Source organism: Methanosphaera sp. ISO3-F5 (assembly GCF_034480035.2).
Lineage (GTDB): Archaea > Methanobacteriota > Methanobacteria > Methanobacteriales > Methanobacteriaceae > Methanosphaera.
On sequence record NZ_CP118753.2, the window covers coordinates 1,420,631 to 1,439,304 of the forward strand.

19 protein-coding genes are annotated in these 18,674 nt (G+C 32.0%); 5 read left to right on the forward strand and 14 right to left on the reverse strand.

Annotated elements, in window-relative coordinates:
- Nucleotides 1–870 precede the first annotated feature (870 nt).
- The 3 genes from PXD04_RS17665 to PXD04_RS17675 are packed head-to-tail and all read left to right on the forward strand — an operon-like array spanning nucleotide 871 to nucleotide 2,665.
- Nucleotides 871–1,698 (forward strand): radical SAM protein, encoded by an 828-nt coding sequence (locus tag PXD04_RS17665; protein ID WP_323736133.1) that lies wholly within the window; start codon nucleotides 871–873, stop codon nucleotides 1,696–1,698.
- 18 nt (nucleotides 1,699–1,716) lie between these two features.
- Nucleotides 1,717–2,250 (forward strand): flavodoxin family protein, encoded by a 534-nt coding sequence (locus PXD04_RS17670; protein WP_323736134.1) that lies wholly within the window; start codon nucleotides 1,717–1,719, stop codon nucleotides 2,248–2,250.
- Nucleotides 2,251–2,281: 31 nt separating this feature from the next.
- Nucleotides 2,282–2,665, forward strand: coding sequence for a hypothetical protein (locus PXD04_RS17675; protein WP_323736135.1), 384 nt, complete (start codon nucleotides 2,282–2,284; stop codon nucleotides 2,663–2,665).
- Nucleotides 2,666–2,960: 295 nt separating this feature from the next.
- Here the strand turns inward: PXD04_RS17675 and PXD04_RS17680 are convergent, their stop codons facing one another.
- Genes PXD04_RS17680 through PXD04_RS17690 form a run of 3 tightly spaced genes read right to left on the reverse strand, consistent with a single transcriptional unit; the run spans nucleotide 2,961 to nucleotide 5,032 of the window.
- Nucleotides 2,961–3,143: a 4Fe-4S binding protein gene (locus tag PXD04_RS17680; RefSeq protein ID WP_323736136.1), complete on the reverse strand. Its 183-nt coding sequence runs from the start codon at nucleotides 3,141–3,143 to the stop codon at nucleotides 2,961–2,963.
- 47 nt (nucleotides 3,144–3,190) lie between these two features.
- Complete coding sequence (locus PXD04_RS17685; RefSeq protein WP_323736137.1) at nucleotides 3,191–4,573, reverse strand: MATE family efflux transporter; 1,383 nt, start codon at nucleotides 4,571–4,573, stop codon at nucleotides 3,191–3,193.
- Nucleotides 4,574–5,032: a MarR family winged helix-turn-helix transcriptional regulator gene (locus PXD04_RS17690; protein WP_323736138.1), complete on the reverse strand. Its 459-nt coding sequence runs from the start codon at nucleotides 5,030–5,032 to the stop codon at nucleotides 4,574–4,576.
- Between the two features lie 834 nt (nucleotides 5,033–5,866).
- Here PXD04_RS17690 and PXD04_RS17695 point away from each other — a divergent pair.
- Both PXD04_RS17695 and PXD04_RS17700 read left to right on the forward strand, forming a co-directional pair.
- Nucleotides 5,867–6,208, forward strand: coding sequence for a DUF6110 family protein (locus PXD04_RS17695; protein ID WP_323736139.1), 342 nt, complete (start codon nucleotides 5,867–5,869; stop codon nucleotides 6,206–6,208).
- 55 nt (nucleotides 6,209–6,263) lie between these two features.
- Entirely contained in the window at nucleotides 6,264–8,384 is a 2,121-nt protein-coding gene (locus PXD04_RS17700) for a heavy metal translocating P-type ATPase (protein ID WP_323736140.1), read from the forward strand.
- Nucleotides 8,385–8,625: 241 nt separating this feature from the next.
- Here the strand turns inward: PXD04_RS17700 and PXD04_RS17705 are convergent, their stop codons facing one another.
- The 11 genes from PXD04_RS17705 to PXD04_RS17755 form a co-directional block, all read right to left on the reverse strand.
- Nucleotides 8,626–10,119, reverse strand: coding sequence for a TrkH family potassium uptake protein (locus tag PXD04_RS17705; protein ID WP_323736141.1), 1,494 nt, complete (start codon nucleotides 10,117–10,119; stop codon nucleotides 8,626–8,628).
- Between the two features lie 152 nt (nucleotides 10,120–10,271).
- On the reverse strand, nucleotides 10,272–10,697 hold the full coding sequence (locus PXD04_RS17710; protein ID WP_323736142.1) for a DUF5518 domain-containing protein: 426 nt from the start codon (nucleotides 10,695–10,697) through the stop codon (nucleotides 10,272–10,274).
- A 45-nt stretch (nucleotides 10,698–10,742) separates the two neighbouring features.
- A complete protein-coding gene (locus tag PXD04_RS17715; protein WP_323736143.1) occupies nucleotides 10,743–11,213 on the reverse strand; it encodes a hypothetical protein in 471 nt (156 codons plus the stop codon).
- Between the two features lie 197 nt (nucleotides 11,214–11,410).
- On the reverse strand, nucleotides 11,411–11,911 hold the full coding sequence (locus PXD04_RS17720; RefSeq protein WP_323736144.1) for a hypothetical protein: 501 nt from the start codon (nucleotides 11,909–11,911) through the stop codon (nucleotides 11,411–11,413).
- A gap of 274 nt (nucleotides 11,912–12,185) precedes the next feature.
- Nucleotides 12,186–13,601 carry a hypothetical protein gene (locus tag PXD04_RS17725; RefSeq protein ID WP_323736145.1) on the reverse strand — a complete coding sequence of 472 codons (1,416 nt, stop codon included), beginning with the start codon at nucleotides 13,599–13,601 and terminating at the stop codon, nucleotides 12,186–12,188.
- On the reverse strand, nucleotides 13,570–14,412 hold the full coding sequence (locus PXD04_RS17730) for a class II glutamine amidotransferase (protein WP_323736146.1): 843 nt from the start codon (nucleotides 14,410–14,412) through the stop codon (nucleotides 13,570–13,572). The genes PXD04_RS17725 and PXD04_RS17730 overlap by 32 nt, the downstream gene beginning before the upstream one ends.
- 287 nt (nucleotides 14,413–14,699) lie before the next feature.
- Nucleotides 14,700–15,107 (reverse strand): flavodoxin, encoded by a 408-nt coding sequence (locus PXD04_RS17735; protein ID WP_323736147.1) that lies wholly within the window; start codon nucleotides 15,105–15,107, stop codon nucleotides 14,700–14,702.
- The gene (locus tag PXD04_RS17740; protein WP_323736148.1) at nucleotides 15,107–15,652 is read right to left on the reverse strand and encodes a glutathione peroxidase; all 546 of its coding nucleotides are present in this window, start codon (nucleotides 15,650–15,652) and stop codon (nucleotides 15,107–15,109) included. Before PXD04_RS17740 ends, PXD04_RS17735 begins: the two co-directional genes overlap by 1 nt.
- Nucleotides 15,653–15,826: 174 nt before the next feature.
- Nucleotides 15,827–16,927, reverse strand: a complete 1,101-nt coding sequence (locus PXD04_RS17745; RefSeq protein ID WP_323736149.1) for a cation diffusion facilitator family transporter — start codon at nucleotides 16,925–16,927, stop codon at nucleotides 15,827–15,829.
- 45 nt (nucleotides 16,928–16,972) lie between these two features.
- Entirely contained in the window at nucleotides 16,973–17,893 is a 921-nt protein-coding gene (locus PXD04_RS17750) for a hypothetical protein (RefSeq protein WP_323736150.1), read from the reverse strand.
- The gene (locus PXD04_RS17755; RefSeq protein WP_323736151.1) at nucleotides 17,859–18,674 is read right to left on the reverse strand and encodes a protein-ADP-ribose hydrolase; all 816 of its coding nucleotides are present in this window, start codon (nucleotides 18,672–18,674) and stop codon (nucleotides 17,859–17,861) included. The genes PXD04_RS17750 and PXD04_RS17755 overlap by 35 nt, the downstream gene beginning before the upstream one ends.

Below are 18,674 nucleotides of genomic sequence, written 5' to 3' on the forward strand. Positions count from 1 at the left end.
CACCAATTGTTTTTTTGTATAACATTTTTTTTCTGTTTTTATCTGTTTGTGTGGGTGTTTTTGTATTTTTTTATCCAGTTTTTATTGAGTTTTTGATTGTTCAGCGTTTTTGTTTTTTTTTCTTTGTTAATTCGAGTTTTTTTCTTTGTTGAAAACTGATTTTTATTTGTTGGTTTATATTAATATCTTTTTTTGAGTTTTGTTAGTTTTTTGTTTATTTTTTGGAGTTATGTTATACTTTTTTTATATTGTTTTAGATGTTCTTAGCTTTTTTTATATAAACTTTGAACACTGTATAATTAATTAGGAATTAATTACGGTTAGTTTATATGTATTTTCTATTATTTAAATGTTTTTTATTATTCTGTTTGTTTTTTTGTAATATTTTTTTGATTTGATGTTGTTTTTGTTTTGGTTTTGTTTTGGTTTTGTTGTTTTATTCGTTATTTTGTGTTTTTGAGTTTTTTTGTTTTTATTGTTTATATTATTTTTATTGTTGTTATACAGTGTTTTGTTTTGTTTTTGTTTGTTGTACATTGAGTAGTTTATTTGTTTTGTGGAATGATTTGTTTTTAGTATTTCCTTTTTTCGGTTGATATTTTTGTGTATTATTTTGTCAGGATGTTTTATGTATTTTCATATTTTCATATTCAGTATTTTGATAATTTAATAAGTATTAGGAAATTATTGTTTTTTGCTTGTTACCTGTATATCATGTTAATATTTTTCCAAGTTTTTCATGGGTTTTGTTTTTGGAAGTAATTTTAATGAGTATCAGATACAATATAATATTATATTAAAATTATTTGGGTGATTATATTGCATTATACGGGAACTTTATACAGGAATCCTTATTAGCCTCCTTCTCCATTGCTGGAGATTACGCAGGGCTGTACACATAATAAGTGTAAATTCTGTAATATGTACTCTGGGATTACTTTCAGGCCTTCTCCGATTGAATGGATTAGAGAAGATTTGATGGAGATTGCATCAGTTTATCCTGAAACTAGTCGGTTGCAGTTGGTTGGTGCTGATCCTTTTTGTCTGGATTTTAATAGGTTGAATAATATTTGTGACCTTGTCCATGAGTATTTGCCTCATGTTGAGATTATGACTATGGCTGCTCGTGTGGATAATATGCGCAATAAGTCTGTTGAACAGTTAGAAATTCTTAAGGATAAGGGTATGAGTGAAGTTAATATTGGTGTTGAGAGTGGTGATGACAATACATTAAAAAGAATAAATAAGGGCTATAAATCTAAGGACATTTTAGAGCAGTGCGGTAAATTGGATGATGCTGGTATCAGTTATTGGTTAACTTTTCTTAATGGTGCTGGTGGTAGAAGTCTCTCGTATGATCATGCCTCTAATAGTGCTGAGATTTTCAGCCAGCTACATCCTATTGTTGTTGGTACTGGTGGACTTGTACTCTTTGAGGGTACTGTTCTTAGAAGTGAGTTTGATGCTGGTCTTTTTGATATGTGTAGTGAGCGGGAGTTGATGGAGGAGTTGTTGTTGTTTGTTGAGAACCTTGACTTTGATGGTCGTTTCATCACTCATCATACCAGTAGTATGAATCTTAACACATTTAATTATAAAGAAGATAAAAAGAGAATAGTTGAATCTTTACGTCCGGGTATTGAAAACCTTGATATGAATGTTTTAACAGATATTAGAAATAATAAAATAGGATTATGAATGGGAGTGTTAATGTTTATGAAGATTGTTGCTTTGATGGGTAGTCCGCGTAAGAATTCAAATACTGATGTTTTGGTTGATGAGATGATACGTGGAGCCGAGGAGAATGGTCATATTGTTACCAAGTATTGTATTGGTGACTTAGTGGTTAGTCCTTGTAGGGCTTGTGGTACTTGTATAAGTGGTCGTGACTGTGTTTTGGATGATGATGGCCTGCGTGTTACTCATGAGATTGCTGAATCTGATGCATTGGTTCTTGCTACGCCTATTTATTTTGGTCAGATGACTGGTGCATTGAAGGTTCTTGTGGACAGGTTCTTTGGTATTACTAATAATCCGTTTATTAACTTGGATGGTAAGGTTGCATTGATTTTCACTCATCTTGGTCCTAGGGGTTATTATGATAGTTATATTGATTTAACGGTTGTTCAGCCTTTTCGTATGAATATGCATTATGATTTATTGGATATTGTGGATGTTGGAGATTTGGGTAATGTTTATAATCAGCCAGATAAGTTGGTTGAAGCATATAATGTTGGTAAAAAGTTTTAGTATAATTAGAGTATATGGAGATTGTTTTTGTATGAATAATTGGAATTTTGATAAATTAGAAGAGATGACAAGGTCACAGAATGAGTTTACAAAGACCAGACTTGATTATGTGAAATTAGCAGAATTGTATGAGGATATAGTTGTGAAAACATACTGTAATGGTGATGTTGTTCCTCTTGCTTTTAAGGATGTTGAAGTTACATATGAGGGTAAGGTTGAAGATGATATAATATTGCCTAGCATTGATGATGAGACTAGGGAGTCTATTGATGTTAAGGAACAGGAACGTCATGTTATGCATATTAAGCATTTTTCTCGTAGCATTTCTCATCAGTCATGGTTTGATTTCTTGGATGATGAAGTGAAAAGTTTTATAGAAAAGTATCCTGAGTATGAAGAGGTTATACTGGAATAATTTAACCCCTTATACCCCCTAAAAACATTTTTTTAGAAGTCTAAAAATTTTTTTAGGGAGTATCCCTACACTTTTTTCTTATTTTATGATTTTAATTATTGTTATTAGAAATAATCTTTTACCATTTAATTTAAAAGAACTTACATTTTTCTGGGGTGTTGATGAAATTCCCTATTGAATTTTAATATGAAATTGTATAAGATCATTAACCTAAACTATTGTTTAAAATAATTAAAACAGAATCTTACACTTATAAAATGCGCATATTAGTACTTTTAAGTATGTGAATCATCCATTATATGGTTATGGCTTTTTTTGGACAAATGTTTGCACATTCTCCACAGTCAACACAGACGCTTCCTATGATTATCATGTCATTTACATTTCTGATTATTTTTAATGGACAGATTTCTATACATTTTGCTTTTTCTGGACAGTTATTTGTATTTTCACATTTTTTTCTATCTATTTTGGCCATAAATATTACACCTTAAATTTTATATATAAAAAAAAGTTTGGAATAGTTTATTCGTCTATTCCATGATAATTGTTTCTTAAACGTCTTAGGTATACATTTGCCCATATGAAGCTTATGATTCCTCCCAGGAATCCTCCTAGTACTACTCCGTAGTAGATTCCTTGTTCTCCCCATCCGAATAGTACTCCGAATACGTATGAGAACACTACTTCTAGTAGTAATGCTCGTATGAATGTTAGTATGAGTGATGTGAATCCTTTTCCTACTCCCTGGAACATCATTGCTGATACCATTCCTAGGCATACTGCATATATGAATATTATCATTATCTGTATTAGTTGTGCTATTCTTGGTGCTAGGCTTGCACTTGATGAGTATGCGAATACCATACTGATTTGTGGTGCAAAGAAGTAGAATACTATTGCCATGATTGTACTTACTATTAGTCCTAGTTTTAGTGTGTAGAAGAAGGAGTCTTGTAGTTTCTGGTAGTTTCTTGCTCCGTAGCTTGCTCCTGCTACTGTTAGGAGTGCTGTTCCGAATCCCATGAGTGGTATCATTGATAGTTGTATGAGTCTCATTCCTGCGGTATATGTTGCTACTGCTATTGTTCCTGATACTAGTACTAGGAAGTAGTTTTCTATTATTCCTAGTGCACTGAATATTAGGTTTTCTGCTGTTGATGGTATTGCTACGTTTAGTATTCCCCATGTTATGCTGTTTTCATAGTGGAAGTTTTTGAATTCTAGGTTGAGGAATGTGTCTTTTTTTATGTGCATCCAGTATAGGAGTACTAGGCAGCTTATGAATCCGGATAGTACTGTTGCCCATGCTGCTCCCATTATTCCAAATCCTAGTATGTATATGAATATTGGGTCTAGTACTATGTTGAATATGGCTGTTATTGCCATTACATACATTGCTCTTTTTACGTCACCTTCTGATCTTAGTATTGCGGTTCCTACGTTGCTGTAGATGAATATGATCATGAATGTGAATACTATTCCACCGTAATCTAGTGCTTGTTGTGTTGCTGTGCCTGCTCCCATTATTTGTAGTAGTGATGGTAGTATGAAGTACATTACTACTGATCCGAGTATGGATATTATTACTGTTAGTACTAGGCTGTGTAGTGCGGTGTTGTTTGCTTCTGGTATGTTTTTTGCTCCGACGAATCGTGCTATCATACTGTTTGCTCCTGCTCCTATTCCGTTTCCTAGTCCTACTAGTATCATGAATAGTGGTGTGATGAATCCTATTGCTGCTAGTGCGTCGCTTCCTAGTCCGGCTACCCATATGCTGTCTGCTAGGTTGTATGCCATTATTAGGAACATGCTGACCATCATTGGCCATGCTAGTTTTTTTATTGCGACTTTGTAGTCGCCTGTTAGTAGTTCTATGTTACTGTTTTTTCCCTTATTTTCTTGCATTTAATCCCCCAATATTTTATTGTTATATTCTTTTGAATTATCTATTATTTCTAGGAATATTTTTATTAGTTCTTGGCGTGTTATTGTTGTGTTTTTCATTATTTCTTCTTCACGCTGTATTCCTTTGTCTCTTATTTTTGTTGTGAATTTTCTTCCTTTTGGTGTTAGGCTTATCTTGTTTTGTCTTCTGTTTTCATTATCTTCTTTTCTTGTTACGTATCCTTGGTCTTCTAGTTTTCGTATGTTTCTTGTTAGTAGTCCGTTGTCTATTTTTAGGTCGTTTGCTATGTCTTTTTGGTATATGTATTCGTGGTTGAGTAGTTTTAGTAGTACTGGTATTTGTTGTATTGTTATTTCTTGGTCTTTGAGGTAGTGTTTGTAGTATTGGTGTTGTGATTTTAGAAATATTGTGAAAAGGAATGATAGTGATATGTTTTCTTCGTCTATTGGACATTTCATTGTTTTTACCTGTACGTATTTTGTTTTTTGTAATACATTATAATTTATCAATGTTTGACTATTTATAATTATTGATAAAGTCAAAAATTAAAATTGACAATAATTTAAAAATACAAAAAATAGTATAGAGTAAACTATTTAATTATTCGTAATTTCGGAACAATAAACATATGAAATTATTCGCTATTATAGAATAATAATTAGGTTATATTGTTCGTTATTTTAGAATGATGGTAGGTTTTTGTATTATGGTTTTTTTCTTGTGTTTTTTAAGTTTGTTTTGATTGATTTTCTATTGTTTTTTATTGTTTTTTGGGTTATGTTTATATAGTGTGTTTTTTAAACTATATAATATACCCATAGGGGTATAGGTATAACAACCTATGAAAATATTACCCCTCACAAACAAGGAATGTTTATAAGGAGTAACAAAAACCAACAAATATAAGGAGTAAAATTAGACTACAAAATAATTCTCAGAAAAAATGGAATACAATTAAAAAAATAACAATATTTAAAAGAACAATGAACTTTTAAAAAACAAAATGCAAATATTAAAAATACTTAAAACAAAGTGTTTAATGAAAACAAGTATCAACAATAACTGAATTTCTAAAAGAAGAAATTATAAAAAAGTAAAAAACAATAGCACTAAGTAATAAATAATGTATACCTAAATATTTTTTAGTTATACTTAAAAAAAAGTTCATATCGCCTAAAAAAAGGCACATTTAAATATAATAATCATTAGAAAATTATATATCCAAGAATAAAATTTTAAAAATTCTGAGATTAAAAAAAAAATACAATAAAATAATATATAAGGTGATAAATATGGTATTCAATAGAAACGGCGAAGGAAACGGAATAGGACAAACAGCAAGAGACTTCTTCGGAAGCACAAAAGTAAAATACTTCATAGCAGGAGCAGTATGTGCATACGCAGCAAAAAAAATCTGTGAAACCGAAGCAGCACACGACTTTGCAGTAAACCTCACAGCAGGAGCACTCGACATAAAAGACTCCGTAGAAGAAAGCATAGAAAACATCAGAGAAGACGCAGAAGACATCCACACAGAAGCACAAGAAAAACAACAAATCGAAATCTTCGGCCCAGAAGACCTAGAAGACGAAGACGAAGAAGACTTAGAAGACGAAGATGAAGATAAAGAATAAACACACCTGACCACCCAAATTATTTTTTACACAAAAAAATAGTGGAATTACGAACATGAAATTTAAAATAGTTTATGATAAAAACAATATCCTACGTGTTCGTGCAGGAAAAAACGCATTCACACAAAAACAAGGATATGGAATAGCTAGACTACTAACTAGCAAAAAAGGAATCAAAACTGTTAAAGTTTCATCAGTCAATGGAAGTATTTACATAGAATACACAACCAAAAAAGTGAAAATTCTAAAATACTTAGCAAACCTTAAAAAAAGTGACTTATTCGAAGCCGAACCAACACAAGAAGAAATATCCCGTGAAACAGATGGTCGTTACATAAACAAAATACTTAAAAAAATTGCAACAAGATACCTGGCCAAAATGCTACTACCACTACCATTACAAGTAGCAAAAATAGTATATGAAGGCTTACCATACATGGCAGCAGGACTGGACAGCCTCATACACCTAAGACTAGATGTAGACCTACTTGATGCAACAAGCATATTCGTAACACTATCACAGGGAATGTTTGGACCAGCAGGATCAATCGTATTCCTCCTCGGATTATCAGAAATCCTAGAAGACTACACAATAGAAAAAACCAAACACTCACTAGAAAACAGTTTAATGCTAAACATTAACAAAGTATGGATAAAAACAGAAAACGGCGAAGAAGTACAAATACCATTCACAGACCTAAGAGAAGGTAACAGTGTAGTGGTAAGAACAGGTACAATCATCCCGGCAGACGGTACAATCATCGAAGGCGAAGCTGCAATAAACGAAGCAACAATGACTGGAGAATCATTAGCAGTACATAAATCAGAAGGTAAAAAAGTATACGCAGGTACAATCGTAGAAGAAGGAACAATTGTAATACGCGTTGATGAACTGAATGAAAAAACAAGAATCAACCAAATTATTGATTTAATCGAAAGTTCAGATAAGGCAAAAGCTGGAATACAGAGTAAGGCAGAAAAACTTGCAGATTCAATTGTACCATGGAACTTTGCAGTAACAGGACTAACCTACCTCCTCACAGGAAGTACAATAAAAGCAATAGCCGCACTGACAGTAGACTATTCATGTGCAATAAAACTTGCTACACCAATCTCAATCATCTCAGCAATGCGTGAAGCATCAGAAAGAGAAATTGTAGTAAAAGGTGGAAGATACCTGGAAGCATACGCAACTGCAGACACAATCATATTCGACAAAACAGGAACATTAACCAAGTCAAGCCCACACGTGGCAAAAACCGTGTCACTAGGAGTACTATCAGATGATGAAGTACTAAGAGAAGCAGCATGTCTAGAGGAACACTTCCCACACAGTGTGGCAACAGCAATAGTTAACAAAGCCAAAGAACTAGGACTAAACCACGGAGAAGAACTACACTCCGAAGTAGAATATGTTGTAGCCCATGGTATAGCAACAACACTAGTCGGTAAAAGAGCAGTTCTTGGTAGCAGACACTTCGTAATAGAAGATGAAGGAGTGGAAATATCAGAGGAACATCAAGCAATCATCAAGGAAAACGCTGATAAATATTCAATAATTTACTATGCAATTGATGGAAATCTTGAAGGAATAATCTGTATAGATGATCCACCAAGAGATGAAGCAAAAGAAGTGCTTGATAAGCTCAGAGAACTTGGCATTAATGACATTATCATGCTCACAGGTGATTCTGAAAATGCTGCTCATACCACTGCAGAACTGTTAGGAATTGATAATTACAGGTCACAGGTATTACCAGAGGATAAGGCTTCCATCGTGGAAGAAATTAAGGCTTCAGGTAAGAAAGTTATAATGGTTGGAGACGGTATTAATGATTCACCTGCATTATCAGCTGCTGATGTGAGTGTTGCTATGAAAGATTCATCAGATCTTGCAAGGGAAGTTGCAGATATTACTTTGCTCAGACCAACATTACATGACCTTGTAACGACACGTTTATTAAGTCAGCAAATGCTGGATATAATCCAGAGAAACTATAAGTTAATTGTTGTGTTCAACACTTTATTCATGGGTCTTGGATTAACTGGTGTTATTACTCCTTCATTAACATCTGTATTCCATAATGGTAGTACAATGTTAATTGGTTTAGATAGTGCTAGGTCTTCAAATTATGAACATGTGGACACTTTTGAAACCATAGATGTAGAAGTTTAGGTACTTCTACTGTAATCTTTTTTTTCTAAAACAATTTTTTTATTTTAAATTTATGTATAAATCAGCATTTTATAATATTATTACTCACCACATATACATATAATAATTCATTATTTTTACTAAATAAAAAGTTAATACTTTAAATTAAAATAAGCATCAATAAAATAGATAGTGAATACAAAAACAATATGATAAAATAATAGAATTTTATAAAAAAAATAGTGTTAAAAAAGGATGGTAATTATCTTTGTATTTTACTCTCAGCCCTATTAATCAGGTATAATACAGCAAGGAATAACGGCCAAACACTAATCCTGCCAACCCAGAAATCAATGATTAAAACAATCTTAACCATCACAGGCATACTAGCAGAAATATAACTAATAGTTATACCCGTATTACCAATAGATAACGCTGCAACAGTACTAGCCAAAGCAAAGTCATTACAATAAAACAGTATGACAAAAGTACTGAACAAGAATATTAACACATACGAAACAATAAATATCAGTATCGTTTTAATTGTTTTAGTTGATATTTCCCTATCCTTCTTATCATGATTAATACGTTTAGGCTTAATAACATTTTTTGGAAGCATCATTTCCTCTACTTCCCACCATATAGATTTAAACAATATGACAATATTATATAATTTAATACCACCACTGGTAGAACATATAGATCCACCCACAAATGTTAAGAGTAACAATAGGAAGAAACTAAACTGTGGCCAACTAGTAATGTCCTGTGATACAAAACCTGTAGATGACATTACAGAAATTACCTGAAATACCGAGTGCCTGAATATCTGCACTACATCATGACTATAATAACCCTGAGTATACAATGATAACATGATAAGTAATGTTGCTATTGTAACTATCACTACCATTGCTCTTATTTCTACATCCTTGAACAGGTTTTTTGTGTTACCCTTCAATATTCTGTAATGTATAACAAAGTTCGTACTACCCAGTATCATGAGGAATATTGTAACCAATTGTATTGCAACAGAGTCAAATATATGAGTATCCGCTGAATAAATTGAATATCCCCCAGTTGCGAATGCTGTGAAAGTAAAACATATTGATTCGAAAAGGTTTAATCCCAGTATCAGGTATAAGCATATACCCATGGCCGTGATTAACAAGTATAGTTTAAGGAATATCATTGTGGTATGTCTTACATTTGGTGTCATTTGTTCTGTTCTTCCTTCTGCAAAGAACAATCTTTTCAAGCTGACACTTGATGGAACTATTACCAGTAACAATACAATTATTCCCAGTCCACCAAACCATTGTGTTAATGCTTTCCACATTGCAATTGAGTAGGGGTGTGTTTCTTCGGGTATTAATGAAAATCCTGTTGTGGTAATACCACTCATTGCTTCAAAAAAGGAGTCAAATGGTCCTAATTGTCCCGAAATCAAGTATGGAAGACCTGAGTATATTGCTATTATTCCCCATATTCCCAGTACAAATATCAGTGATCCTTTGAGTGATAGGTTTGTCAAATGTTTTCTTCTGAATAATGTGATTAACATTATTCCTGATATGAATGTTATTATTGCTGAGATAATGAATGCGTTTACCAATTTTTGTGTATCATTGTATATTATTCCACAGATTATTGGTGCTATCATTAGTATTGACATTATTATGCACACGTATCCGGTGTAGTGTCCTATTGTTTTCAGTTCGTTTGGTTTTAATTTATTGAGTTTATACGTATTCATTATAATCCCGTGTATTTTATACATATTTATTTTGTAATTTTAAATATTTAATATTTTAATTAGAAATCATATTATTGGATAGAAAACTAGTGGTAAAATTGTAATAAAAAAAAATTGTGGAAAAAAAAGTTTTTTGAAAATAATTAATATTATTATTTTTCAGAGGAGACTACTGTACATAAATCTCTTAATGTTGATCCTATACTTCCGCCTATGGCTCCAAGTACTAATCCGATTATAACCGTTATTAATAGCACTATCATTATTGATGCAGCTATTGATATATCTGTTGTCCCGAATAGGTTTCCTAGTTTAGGAAGGTAATACATTACTAGCATGATACTGAATATTAATGAGAATATAACACTTGCTGCAGTTCCTCTTAGAGTACCATGATTGTTTTTTTTCTTTTTGGATGGATTGTATAGGAATGCTGTGACGAAAGCTGATAGGACTATGGATAATATTGCTCCTGATATTGGTAATCCTATCAGTCTACTTAGTAATAGTACTAGGCTTCCTATGAATATCCCTAATATCATTGATGTTATGTAATTATAGTTTGAATTAAAAATCATTTTTATCTATTCATAGTTTTATTTTACTTAATATTAATTATTTTCTTAATTTAATATTTCATAGTATTCAAGATTTGTGTTGATTCCATTATTTTTGATAATTATTTTTTCGTAGGGTGTTATTATCATTTTTATGTTTTTTCTTGTATCTTCCACATATATTACGTTGTTTTCTAGTTTTTTTATTATGATGGTATCTTGATCTATTATTTCTTGCAGGTCTCTTTGTATTGTTGTGTTGTTAAGTATTAACAGGTCTACTATGTGTTTGTAGTTTAGTTTTGTAAGACCTGGCTTTGTTGATATTGTATTTTCCAGTATGAAATAATCGTCGAATTTTTTTGTGAGTATTGTTTTGTTTTTAAAAATTGAATTGTTTAGATTTTTTAGGTCGATTGTGTCTATGTATATGTATTCACAATCGTTTATCTCGGAATATTCTTTTGGTATGTTTATTATTTTTTTTACTAGATCTGTTTTTTCGTTGAGTTTAATGTCATTGTTTATTTTTTTCATTTTAGAACCTCCATCAAATATATGTATAAATCACCTTAATTATTCAAATACTATTTAAAGTGATTCAATTAAATAATTTTTAATTTATAATATATAAAAGCTTTTATTCATAAAATTAAAGACAGAAAAATAGTTATAAGTTATTTAAAGCTTTTAAAACATATATTTCATATATTGATGAGGAAAAAAAAATAAAACTAAAAAACCTTATCAATAACACTAGTAATCTTCAAAATATCATTATCAGACTTACCCAAACGCTTCATACTCTTAGCAGCAGCCTCCACAGGAGAATCCTTATTCTCCATCATAAACTGACTAATATAAGTCATAAACATCCTAAACTCCATCTTATTCTTAAAAGTCTGACGAAGAACCTTATCAACATCCTTCTCATCCTCACCAATAGCAACATCATCAGTACTGACACCATCCAACGCAGCATTAATAGTATCCAAATCATGATACTTAAGAAGCTCATCCAAAAATGCAGCATTCATACGCTTCCTATTATCAGTATGCTTACGTAACTTCTTATCAGTCTGCATACGTTCCAAGAAGGAATCATAAAACACTTCAACCTCAGGTTCAGTTTTAAAAAGAACCTGAACAGCCTCCAACAAGTTAGTATCAACATTCAAACCAACAAATTCCTCATCCTCTTCCTCTTCCATACGTTTAACTTCTTCAGGCTTCATAAAATATCTCCTCCTAAATCAAATAATTCCAACAACTTATCCAAAACATTAATAATAATCAATAATACAAAATCTAACAGCAACCCTACTGAAAAAAAATATCAAATAATTATTAATCCTGTTAATAGTTTCCTATTTTTCAAATGACTATAAGTTAATAAATATATTCCTACAACAGCAATAAGTCCTTAATACATATAATAAATATTATGTTTATATTCAAAAATAAAACTTACTACACCAGAAAAAAATATGTAAATAAAAGGAGGTTATCTTAATCTATACGTCCATATAAATCTATAATTTCTTCTAAGCCAACACCATCTTCCAATAATTCCAACATATGTTTTGCAGGGTTTGTATGATTATAAACTCTTTCATATAATGAGTCTAGGAATTTTTCCTCACCATACCCTCTTTTTTCCAGTCCCTCCCTTGAAAGATCCAATACTTGTTCTATTAATGCATACAATTTGTCTTCATCAACAAAACTTGGAAGTTCACGATACAAAAAGAGTTTACGCAATTCCGTAGCATTGTAGCCATGATGGTATATGACTTCATCAGCTTCAAGCAGTGCGACAAGTTTTTCAAGGTTATGTTTTAATCCTAACTGAAATGCTCCTACTGTCATAACATCACGTATTGGCTGTGTGCAGGCACTACGATATTCTATTGTCCCCCTGTATGTTAAATCAAGGAATTTGAATGACCTGAGATACTTGATATCATCCAGTTCTGGTGTGAACTCTACTTCATCATATTTTCCCTTGTCACAGAATTCACCATGTATCCGGTCTTGACTGAAATAGTCCATGATATTTATTGTTGGGAAGTTAATATAGTATCCTTCCCTCATTGTACAGTATATGTTTAATGATTCTATATATCTTATCAGATCATCCAGGTCTTTTAGTTCTGTTTCATACATTCCAATGTTATGTGGATTGATTCCATGAGTACTGTCCTGCCAGAAGTTATCTCTACAGCATAATAAGTTTGTATCCTCTTCGAGTAGTACAGAGTTTGAAAATATTACTGCCTTTAATGGTTCTAGTTTGCTGAATGTGTTTATTGTTTTTATAAGATTCTTTTTTTCAACATCTAATTGTATCTGGGATGCACTTGAGAACATTCCATATTCCGGGTGATCATGGAAGTATTTTGGTAATTTTGAATATTTTGAGTATGAGCATAGATGATGATATAACATTTGGTATCTTTCGCTTGGTATTGGGATGTGTTTATTGTATTTCCTATAGGGGTTTATTCCTATGCCTGTTAGTGTATGGTTGTATTTTTCAAATGTTTCTTTAAAGAATTGGTAGTACGTCTTGAATCTTTCATGTACGTTTATTAGGCTTGTTTCTTTGCCTATTGAAAATTCAAGGTTGTTATATGAGCAGTCATAGGATACTATGTCGCCTGTCTGTTTGTCTATCAGTGAGCAGGCGTGCCCGTTATGGTCAATGACATTAAAATTGAATTGTTGAAATTTTTTAAGAAATTCTGCTGTTACTTTGTGTACTATTGTAAAGTTTACTGCTTTTTTTTCTAAGTTTACTATTGGTATTTCCACTTCTACTCCTACAAAGTCCTTGTAACCTTCTGTTGTTGGTTTTATGAATCTGTCATATAAGCGTTTTTTTATAGTTTTTTCACTGATGGTTGAGTGAGTATTCTTTTGCATAGTTTAAATCACCAAATTTTTCTATTAATTTATTTTTCATTTCTTCTGACATGTGATCTACTATATAATCGAAATGTTCTCCGGTTATTCTGTATTCATGGTTATGTGTTCGGCCTCTTTTGTATATTTCTCCGTTTTTTAATGAGATTACTTTGTTTATTGGAAATTCTTTCCAGTTTTCTTTGCTTAGTGGTCTGGTTGATATGAATATGCTGTCATGTGCTTGTAGGTAGTATAATGATTGTTTATAGTTTGCATGAACATACATGAATTCTCCATTGAATAGCATTAGGTTTAATTTGTTTCCTTCTGATAGGTCTCTGATTATTCCTTCGATGAAGTTAAAGCATTCATCACTGTTTAGTGGTGCATTTTTTGCATCTTGTGCTTCGTTTATTTTGTCTATGATGAATAGTAGTATTCTTTCTGAGTCTGTTTCTCCTAGTTGTTGGGATATGTACCTGTTTAGTGGTTCGTAGTTGAATATTGTTCCGTTATGTATTAGTGTCCATGTTCTGCCTGAGTTATCAATTTTAGAAAAGGGATGACAATTGAATGAATCCATGTAGCCCATTGTTGCTAGTCGTATGTGTGCGAATGCATGTTCTACTATGATTGGTTTTTCTAGTATTTGTTGTAGTTCTTTGCTTTGAGATGCTTTAATTGGTTGTTTTTCTATTATTAACTGGTTTTGTTGCATTATTGCTAATCCCCATCCATGTGGGTGTTGTTCGCAGTGGCTGTAGAATTGGTTTAGGTAGTCGTTTATTCTGATGCATCTTTTTGATGTTATTCCGAATAATTCACACATATTGTCACCTCCGTTGTTATTTTTTGTATAAATTAATAATTTGGTTTTTTTTATGCTTAAAATGAATAAGTATATTTATGTTTGTTTTATTACTTAATTCATGGCACTTGTTTTGTTTTTGTTTGGTTTTATTATTAATTTATATTTTTTTCTATTTTTTGATATTTTATGAAAAATTTTTTTATTAAAAATATAATATAACATTGTTAATATTATATAAATGTATTACCACCATAACATATAAACATATGCACAAAAAAACAACCACCAAAAAAAGAAAACAAGGATTAACTTAAAAAATCCTTAACAAAATTAATAAAATCTTGAATATCCCCATCATCAGGCCTGCCAGCATTCATACCAACAAAACTACCCGGACAATGAAACTCACAATCAGACAAAGAAATACTAGTATTCTCCAAAACATCAGAAATCAGCAAATAATTAGACTCCATAATCCCAGAAGTCGAAAAATTAACAAAACTTCCAACACGAACACCAATATTACTAATAAAAGATATGACACCCGGATCCAGTGAAGAACCATAAACACCAGAACCAAAGAATAACACATCAACATCCTCAGTCAAATCATGAGAAATATCAAGAGCAGGAACATTCAAATAATCCGAAAGAGCATCCGCCAAACGTTTAGTATTACCAGACTTAGAATAATATCTTATAGCATACTTCATTATAATAACTCACGTATTTTCTCTTTAACAATACCTAAATCCTTGGTTGGTTCAAATCTTTCAACAACATTACCCTCACGGTCAACTAAAAACTTAGTGAAATTCCATTTAATATCACTATTATTCATATAATCAGGGTCAATCTTGGAAACAACATCCTCAATAACACCTGCTAACTCATGATCAGAATCAAATCCTTCAAAAGATTTCTCACTCTTCAAGTAAGTGAATAATGGATCTTCATCACTGCCATTGACATTAATCTTCTCAAAGATAGGATACTCAACTAGAAACTTAAGACGACAGGCCTTCTTAATCTCCTCACCAGTACCTGGAGCCTGGTTACCAAACTGGTTACAAGGAAAATCAAGAATAACAAAACCATCATTCTTAAACTCATCATAAATATCTGCTAACTCATTATACTGTGGAGTGAAACCACATTCAGTTGCTGAATTAACAATTAATAAAACATTTCCTTCATAATCTGATAATGAAACATCATTACCTTCTGTATCTTTAACTGTATAATCATAAATTGACATGTTTATTTTATTCTCCTATTGTTTAATTAATAGATTATTATTAATCATATATAAAATGTTATGTACAAATTATATGCAAAATAAGGACTATATCAAAAAATATAATAAAAAATAAAAAAGCATAAGTAATAGAATAAAAATTTCAAAAAAAGGGGTTGTAGATGATTGTGAAAATCAATCACTTATATCATAATCATCCACTATAATAAATTTATATTCAGGGTATTTATCATATAGTTTTTCAAGAACTTCTTCTTTTATTTGTTCACGATTTGCATTAAAATCAACTATCAAATCAAAACTAACAATATTTTTTTCATCATATACATAGAACCCATGCATTTGTAATACTTCAGGGTATTCGCTTAACAAAGACTCAAGATAAGAACGAATCTCAGCAAACTCCTCCACAGAATCATTAGTCGCATAAATACCAACAGTCAAAGCAATACCAAAGTTCTCATAAACCGCCGACCTAATCCTAAAAGTCAAAGCATGAATCTCCTTAGCAGTTAAATAATCATCAATCTCAATATGGACACTACCCACAGTATCCTCAGGACCATAATTATGCAAAGCAAGATCATAAGCCCCATAAACACCATCAAAAGACTCAACTTCCTCCTTAATCTTACGAGACAAGTCCGAATCCACACGAGACCCAATCATACTATTAATAGTTTCCTGCAACATTTCAATACTAGCCTTAATAATAACAAATGAAATGATAACACCAAGAATACCCTCCAAACTAATATGCCACACCAAACTAATAATAGCAGCAACCAAAGTTGATAAAGAAAGAATAGAATCAAAGAAAGCATCACTACCAGATGCAACCAATGCCTGAGAATTAATATCTTCTCCAACACCCTTCACATAACGACCTAAAACAAACTTAACAACAACTGCTACCGCAACAATAACAAGAGAAACCGTAGTATAACTTGTTACATCAGGCACGAAAATCTTAGGAAAAGATTCCTGTAAAGACGTGATACCTGCCCATAAAACTATAACAGCAATAATTACTGATGAAAAATATTCTATCCTACCATAACCATAAGGATGATTCTTATCAGGAGGACGACTAGCAAGCTTAGCCCCAATGATAGTAATAATAGAACTTAATGCATCAGTCAAGTTATTAACCGCATCCAACGTAATAGCAATAGAATTAACCAAAATTCCAATAGTTGCCTTAAATGCTACAAGTACTAGGTTAACAACAATGCCAACAATACTTGTTTGAATAATCTTTTTCTGCCTATCCATAAGTTCACCTAATAACTAATATTTATCCAAAGAAATATAATAATTTTAAACTTGAATCATTCTAATTAATTCATCTAACACTTCCTCCACATCAGCACCGACAGGAATATAACGATTAATAAAATCATTAGGCAAATCATATTCCAATAACTTTTCCGGAGGAACTAACCTGTACGTTTTATGAACATTAACCGCCACTTCCAGGAAATCCTTATTAAAACGTACAAGATTCCACTTAGGTAACTGAAATGTCATCGTCTCAAATGGAAACCTTATTATCCCCGGAGTATTATATCCTATTCCAAACTCCAATAACAAAGTCTTCGAGTCTTTCGCTTTATTGACAAATTCCTGATATGCCTTTTTTTGTAAATGCCAATGCTTGTCTTCAACAAAATAATTATCTACCCTGAGGTTTGTCTCCTGTGGCTGACCACACACTGGACAGTACGGAACTAATTGGCTTGGTATCTTCAATTCTTCATCCGTGCTTTCAACCATCTGCTTTACTATTTCAGTATTATCATATAACTTATCATGACATGCTTTACTACACTGAAAATACCTGTAACTTCCCTGTGTTGCAAATACATTATATGATGGAAATCCTGATTTAATAAACTGGTCATCAACATTAGTTGTAATTACAAAGTATTCCTTGTCTTTAACTAATTCATATATTTTCTTGTATAATGGTAATCCTTCTACAAGTTCCTCATTAACGTATATCTGTTTTGCCCAGTACCCCCACTTTTCTTCTAGTGTTTCAAATGGATAGAATCCACCAGTGTACATGTCTGTCATATCATACTTTTTCATGTATTCACTGAAATATTTTTTAAATCGTTCCCCCGAATATGTTAGTCCAGCAGCTGTTGATAATCCTGCCCCTGCACCTATTAGTATATATTCTGAGTCTTCCAGTAGTTGTTTAATTTCTTCTATACGTTCTGATAGTTTTTTCATATACATTTTTATCATCATCTGAATATACGTTGAATACTATTTTTTCAAAGGAACTATCCTGTTCCATGAATTTGTCAACTGTTTTTATTGCTATTTGGCTTGCCATGTCTTTTGGAAATCGGAATTCCCCCGTGGATATTGAGCAAAATGCCACTGTTTTTATATCGTTTTGTTTTGCCTGATTTAAAACATTAGTGTAACAGTTTGCTAGTTGTTGTTTCTGTTTTTCTGTTACCTTTGATGTTATGATTGGTCCTACTGTGTGTATTACGTGTTGTGCTGGTAGGTTATATGCTTTGGTTGTGAATGCTTCTCCTGTTGGCAGGTTGTAATTGATTGTTTTCATGTGTTTGTCACATTCTAGTCTTAGTCTTACTCCCGCATACGTGTTAATCTGATTGTCTATACAGTTATGGCATGGTACGAAGCATCCTAGTCCCTGTGAGTTTGCTGCATTTACTATTGCCCCTATTTGCAGTGTGGTTATGTCTCCCTGCCATAATGCTATTTTGTTCTTGTTTTCTATATTGCACTCAGAGTGTGTTGTAGATACTGTGTCTATTTCGTTTATGCTTGTTGTTTTTTTTGTTTTTTCCAGTACTTCCTGTAGTAGTTTGTCTTCTTGTTGCAGGTATTCCTGTGTTATGGGCTTTGCTTGTCTGATGTTTGTTAGGCTTCTGTATATTGTGAATTTTTCTTGGAAGTTTTCTGGTTGTTTTCTTATTTTTATGTCTTGATTTTCATCTAAGAGGTATTTGATTAGGTAGTCTATTGTTTGCAT

Coding starts and splice junctions, on each gene's coding strand:
- PXD04_RS17695 (WP_323736139.1), top strand. CDS start 5,867: ATGGTATTCAATAGAAACGGCGAAGGAAACGGAATAGGACAAACAGCA.
- PXD04_RS17755 (WP_323736151.1), bottom strand. CDS start 18,674: ATGCAAACAATAGACTACCTAATCAAATACCTCTTAGATGAAAATCAA.
- PXD04_RS17745 (WP_323736149.1), bottom strand. CDS start 16,927: ATGGATAGGCAGAAAAAGATTATTCAAACAAGTATTGTTGGCATTGTT.
- PXD04_RS17735 (WP_323736147.1), bottom strand. CDS start 15,107: ATGAAGTATGCTATAAGATATTATTCTAAGTCTGGTAATACTAAACGT.
- PXD04_RS17670 (WP_323736134.1), top strand. CDS start 1,717: ATGAAGATTGTTGCTTTGATGGGTAGTCCGCGTAAGAATTCAAATACT.
- PXD04_RS17685 (WP_323736137.1), bottom strand. CDS start 4,573: ATGCAAGAAAATAAGGGAAAAAACAGTAACATAGAACTACTAACAGGC.
- PXD04_RS17750 (WP_323736150.1), bottom strand. CDS start 17,893: ATGAAAAAACTATCAGAACGTATAGAAGAAATTAAACAACTACTGGAA.
- PXD04_RS17740 (WP_323736148.1), bottom strand. CDS start 15,652: ATGTCAATTTATGATTATACAGTTAAAGATACAGAAGGTAATGATGTT.
- PXD04_RS17720 (WP_323736144.1), bottom strand. CDS start 11,911: ATGAAGCCTGAAGAAGTTAAACGTATGGAAGAGGAAGAGGATGAGGAA.
- PXD04_RS17700 (WP_323736140.1), top strand. CDS start 6,264: ATGAAATTTAAAATAGTTTATGATAAAAACAATATCCTACGTGTTCGT.
- PXD04_RS17675 (WP_323736135.1), top strand. CDS start 2,282: ATGAATAATTGGAATTTTGATAAATTAGAAGAGATGACAAGGTCACAG.
- PXD04_RS17730 (WP_323736146.1), bottom strand. CDS start 14,412: ATGTGTGAATTATTCGGAATAACATCAAAAAGATGCATCAGAATAAAC.
- PXD04_RS17715 (WP_323736143.1), bottom strand. CDS start 11,213: ATGAAAAAAATAAACAATGACATTAAACTCAACGAAAAAACAGATCTA.
- PXD04_RS17690 (WP_323736138.1), bottom strand. CDS start 5,032: ATGAAATGTCCAATAGACGAAGAAAACATATCACTATCATTCCTTTTC.
- PXD04_RS17705 (WP_323736141.1), bottom strand. CDS start 10,119: ATGAATACGTATAAACTCAATAAATTAAAACCAAACGAACTGAAAACA.
- PXD04_RS17710 (WP_323736142.1), bottom strand. CDS start 10,697: ATGATTTTTAATTCAAACTATAATTACATAACATCAATGATATTAGGG.
- PXD04_RS17680 (WP_323736136.1), bottom strand. CDS start 3,143: ATGGCCAAAATAGATAGAAAAAAATGTGAAAATACAAATAACTGTCCA.
- PXD04_RS17725 (WP_323736145.1), bottom strand. CDS start 13,601: ATGCAAAAGAATACTCACTCAACCATCAGTGAAAAAACTATAAAAAAA.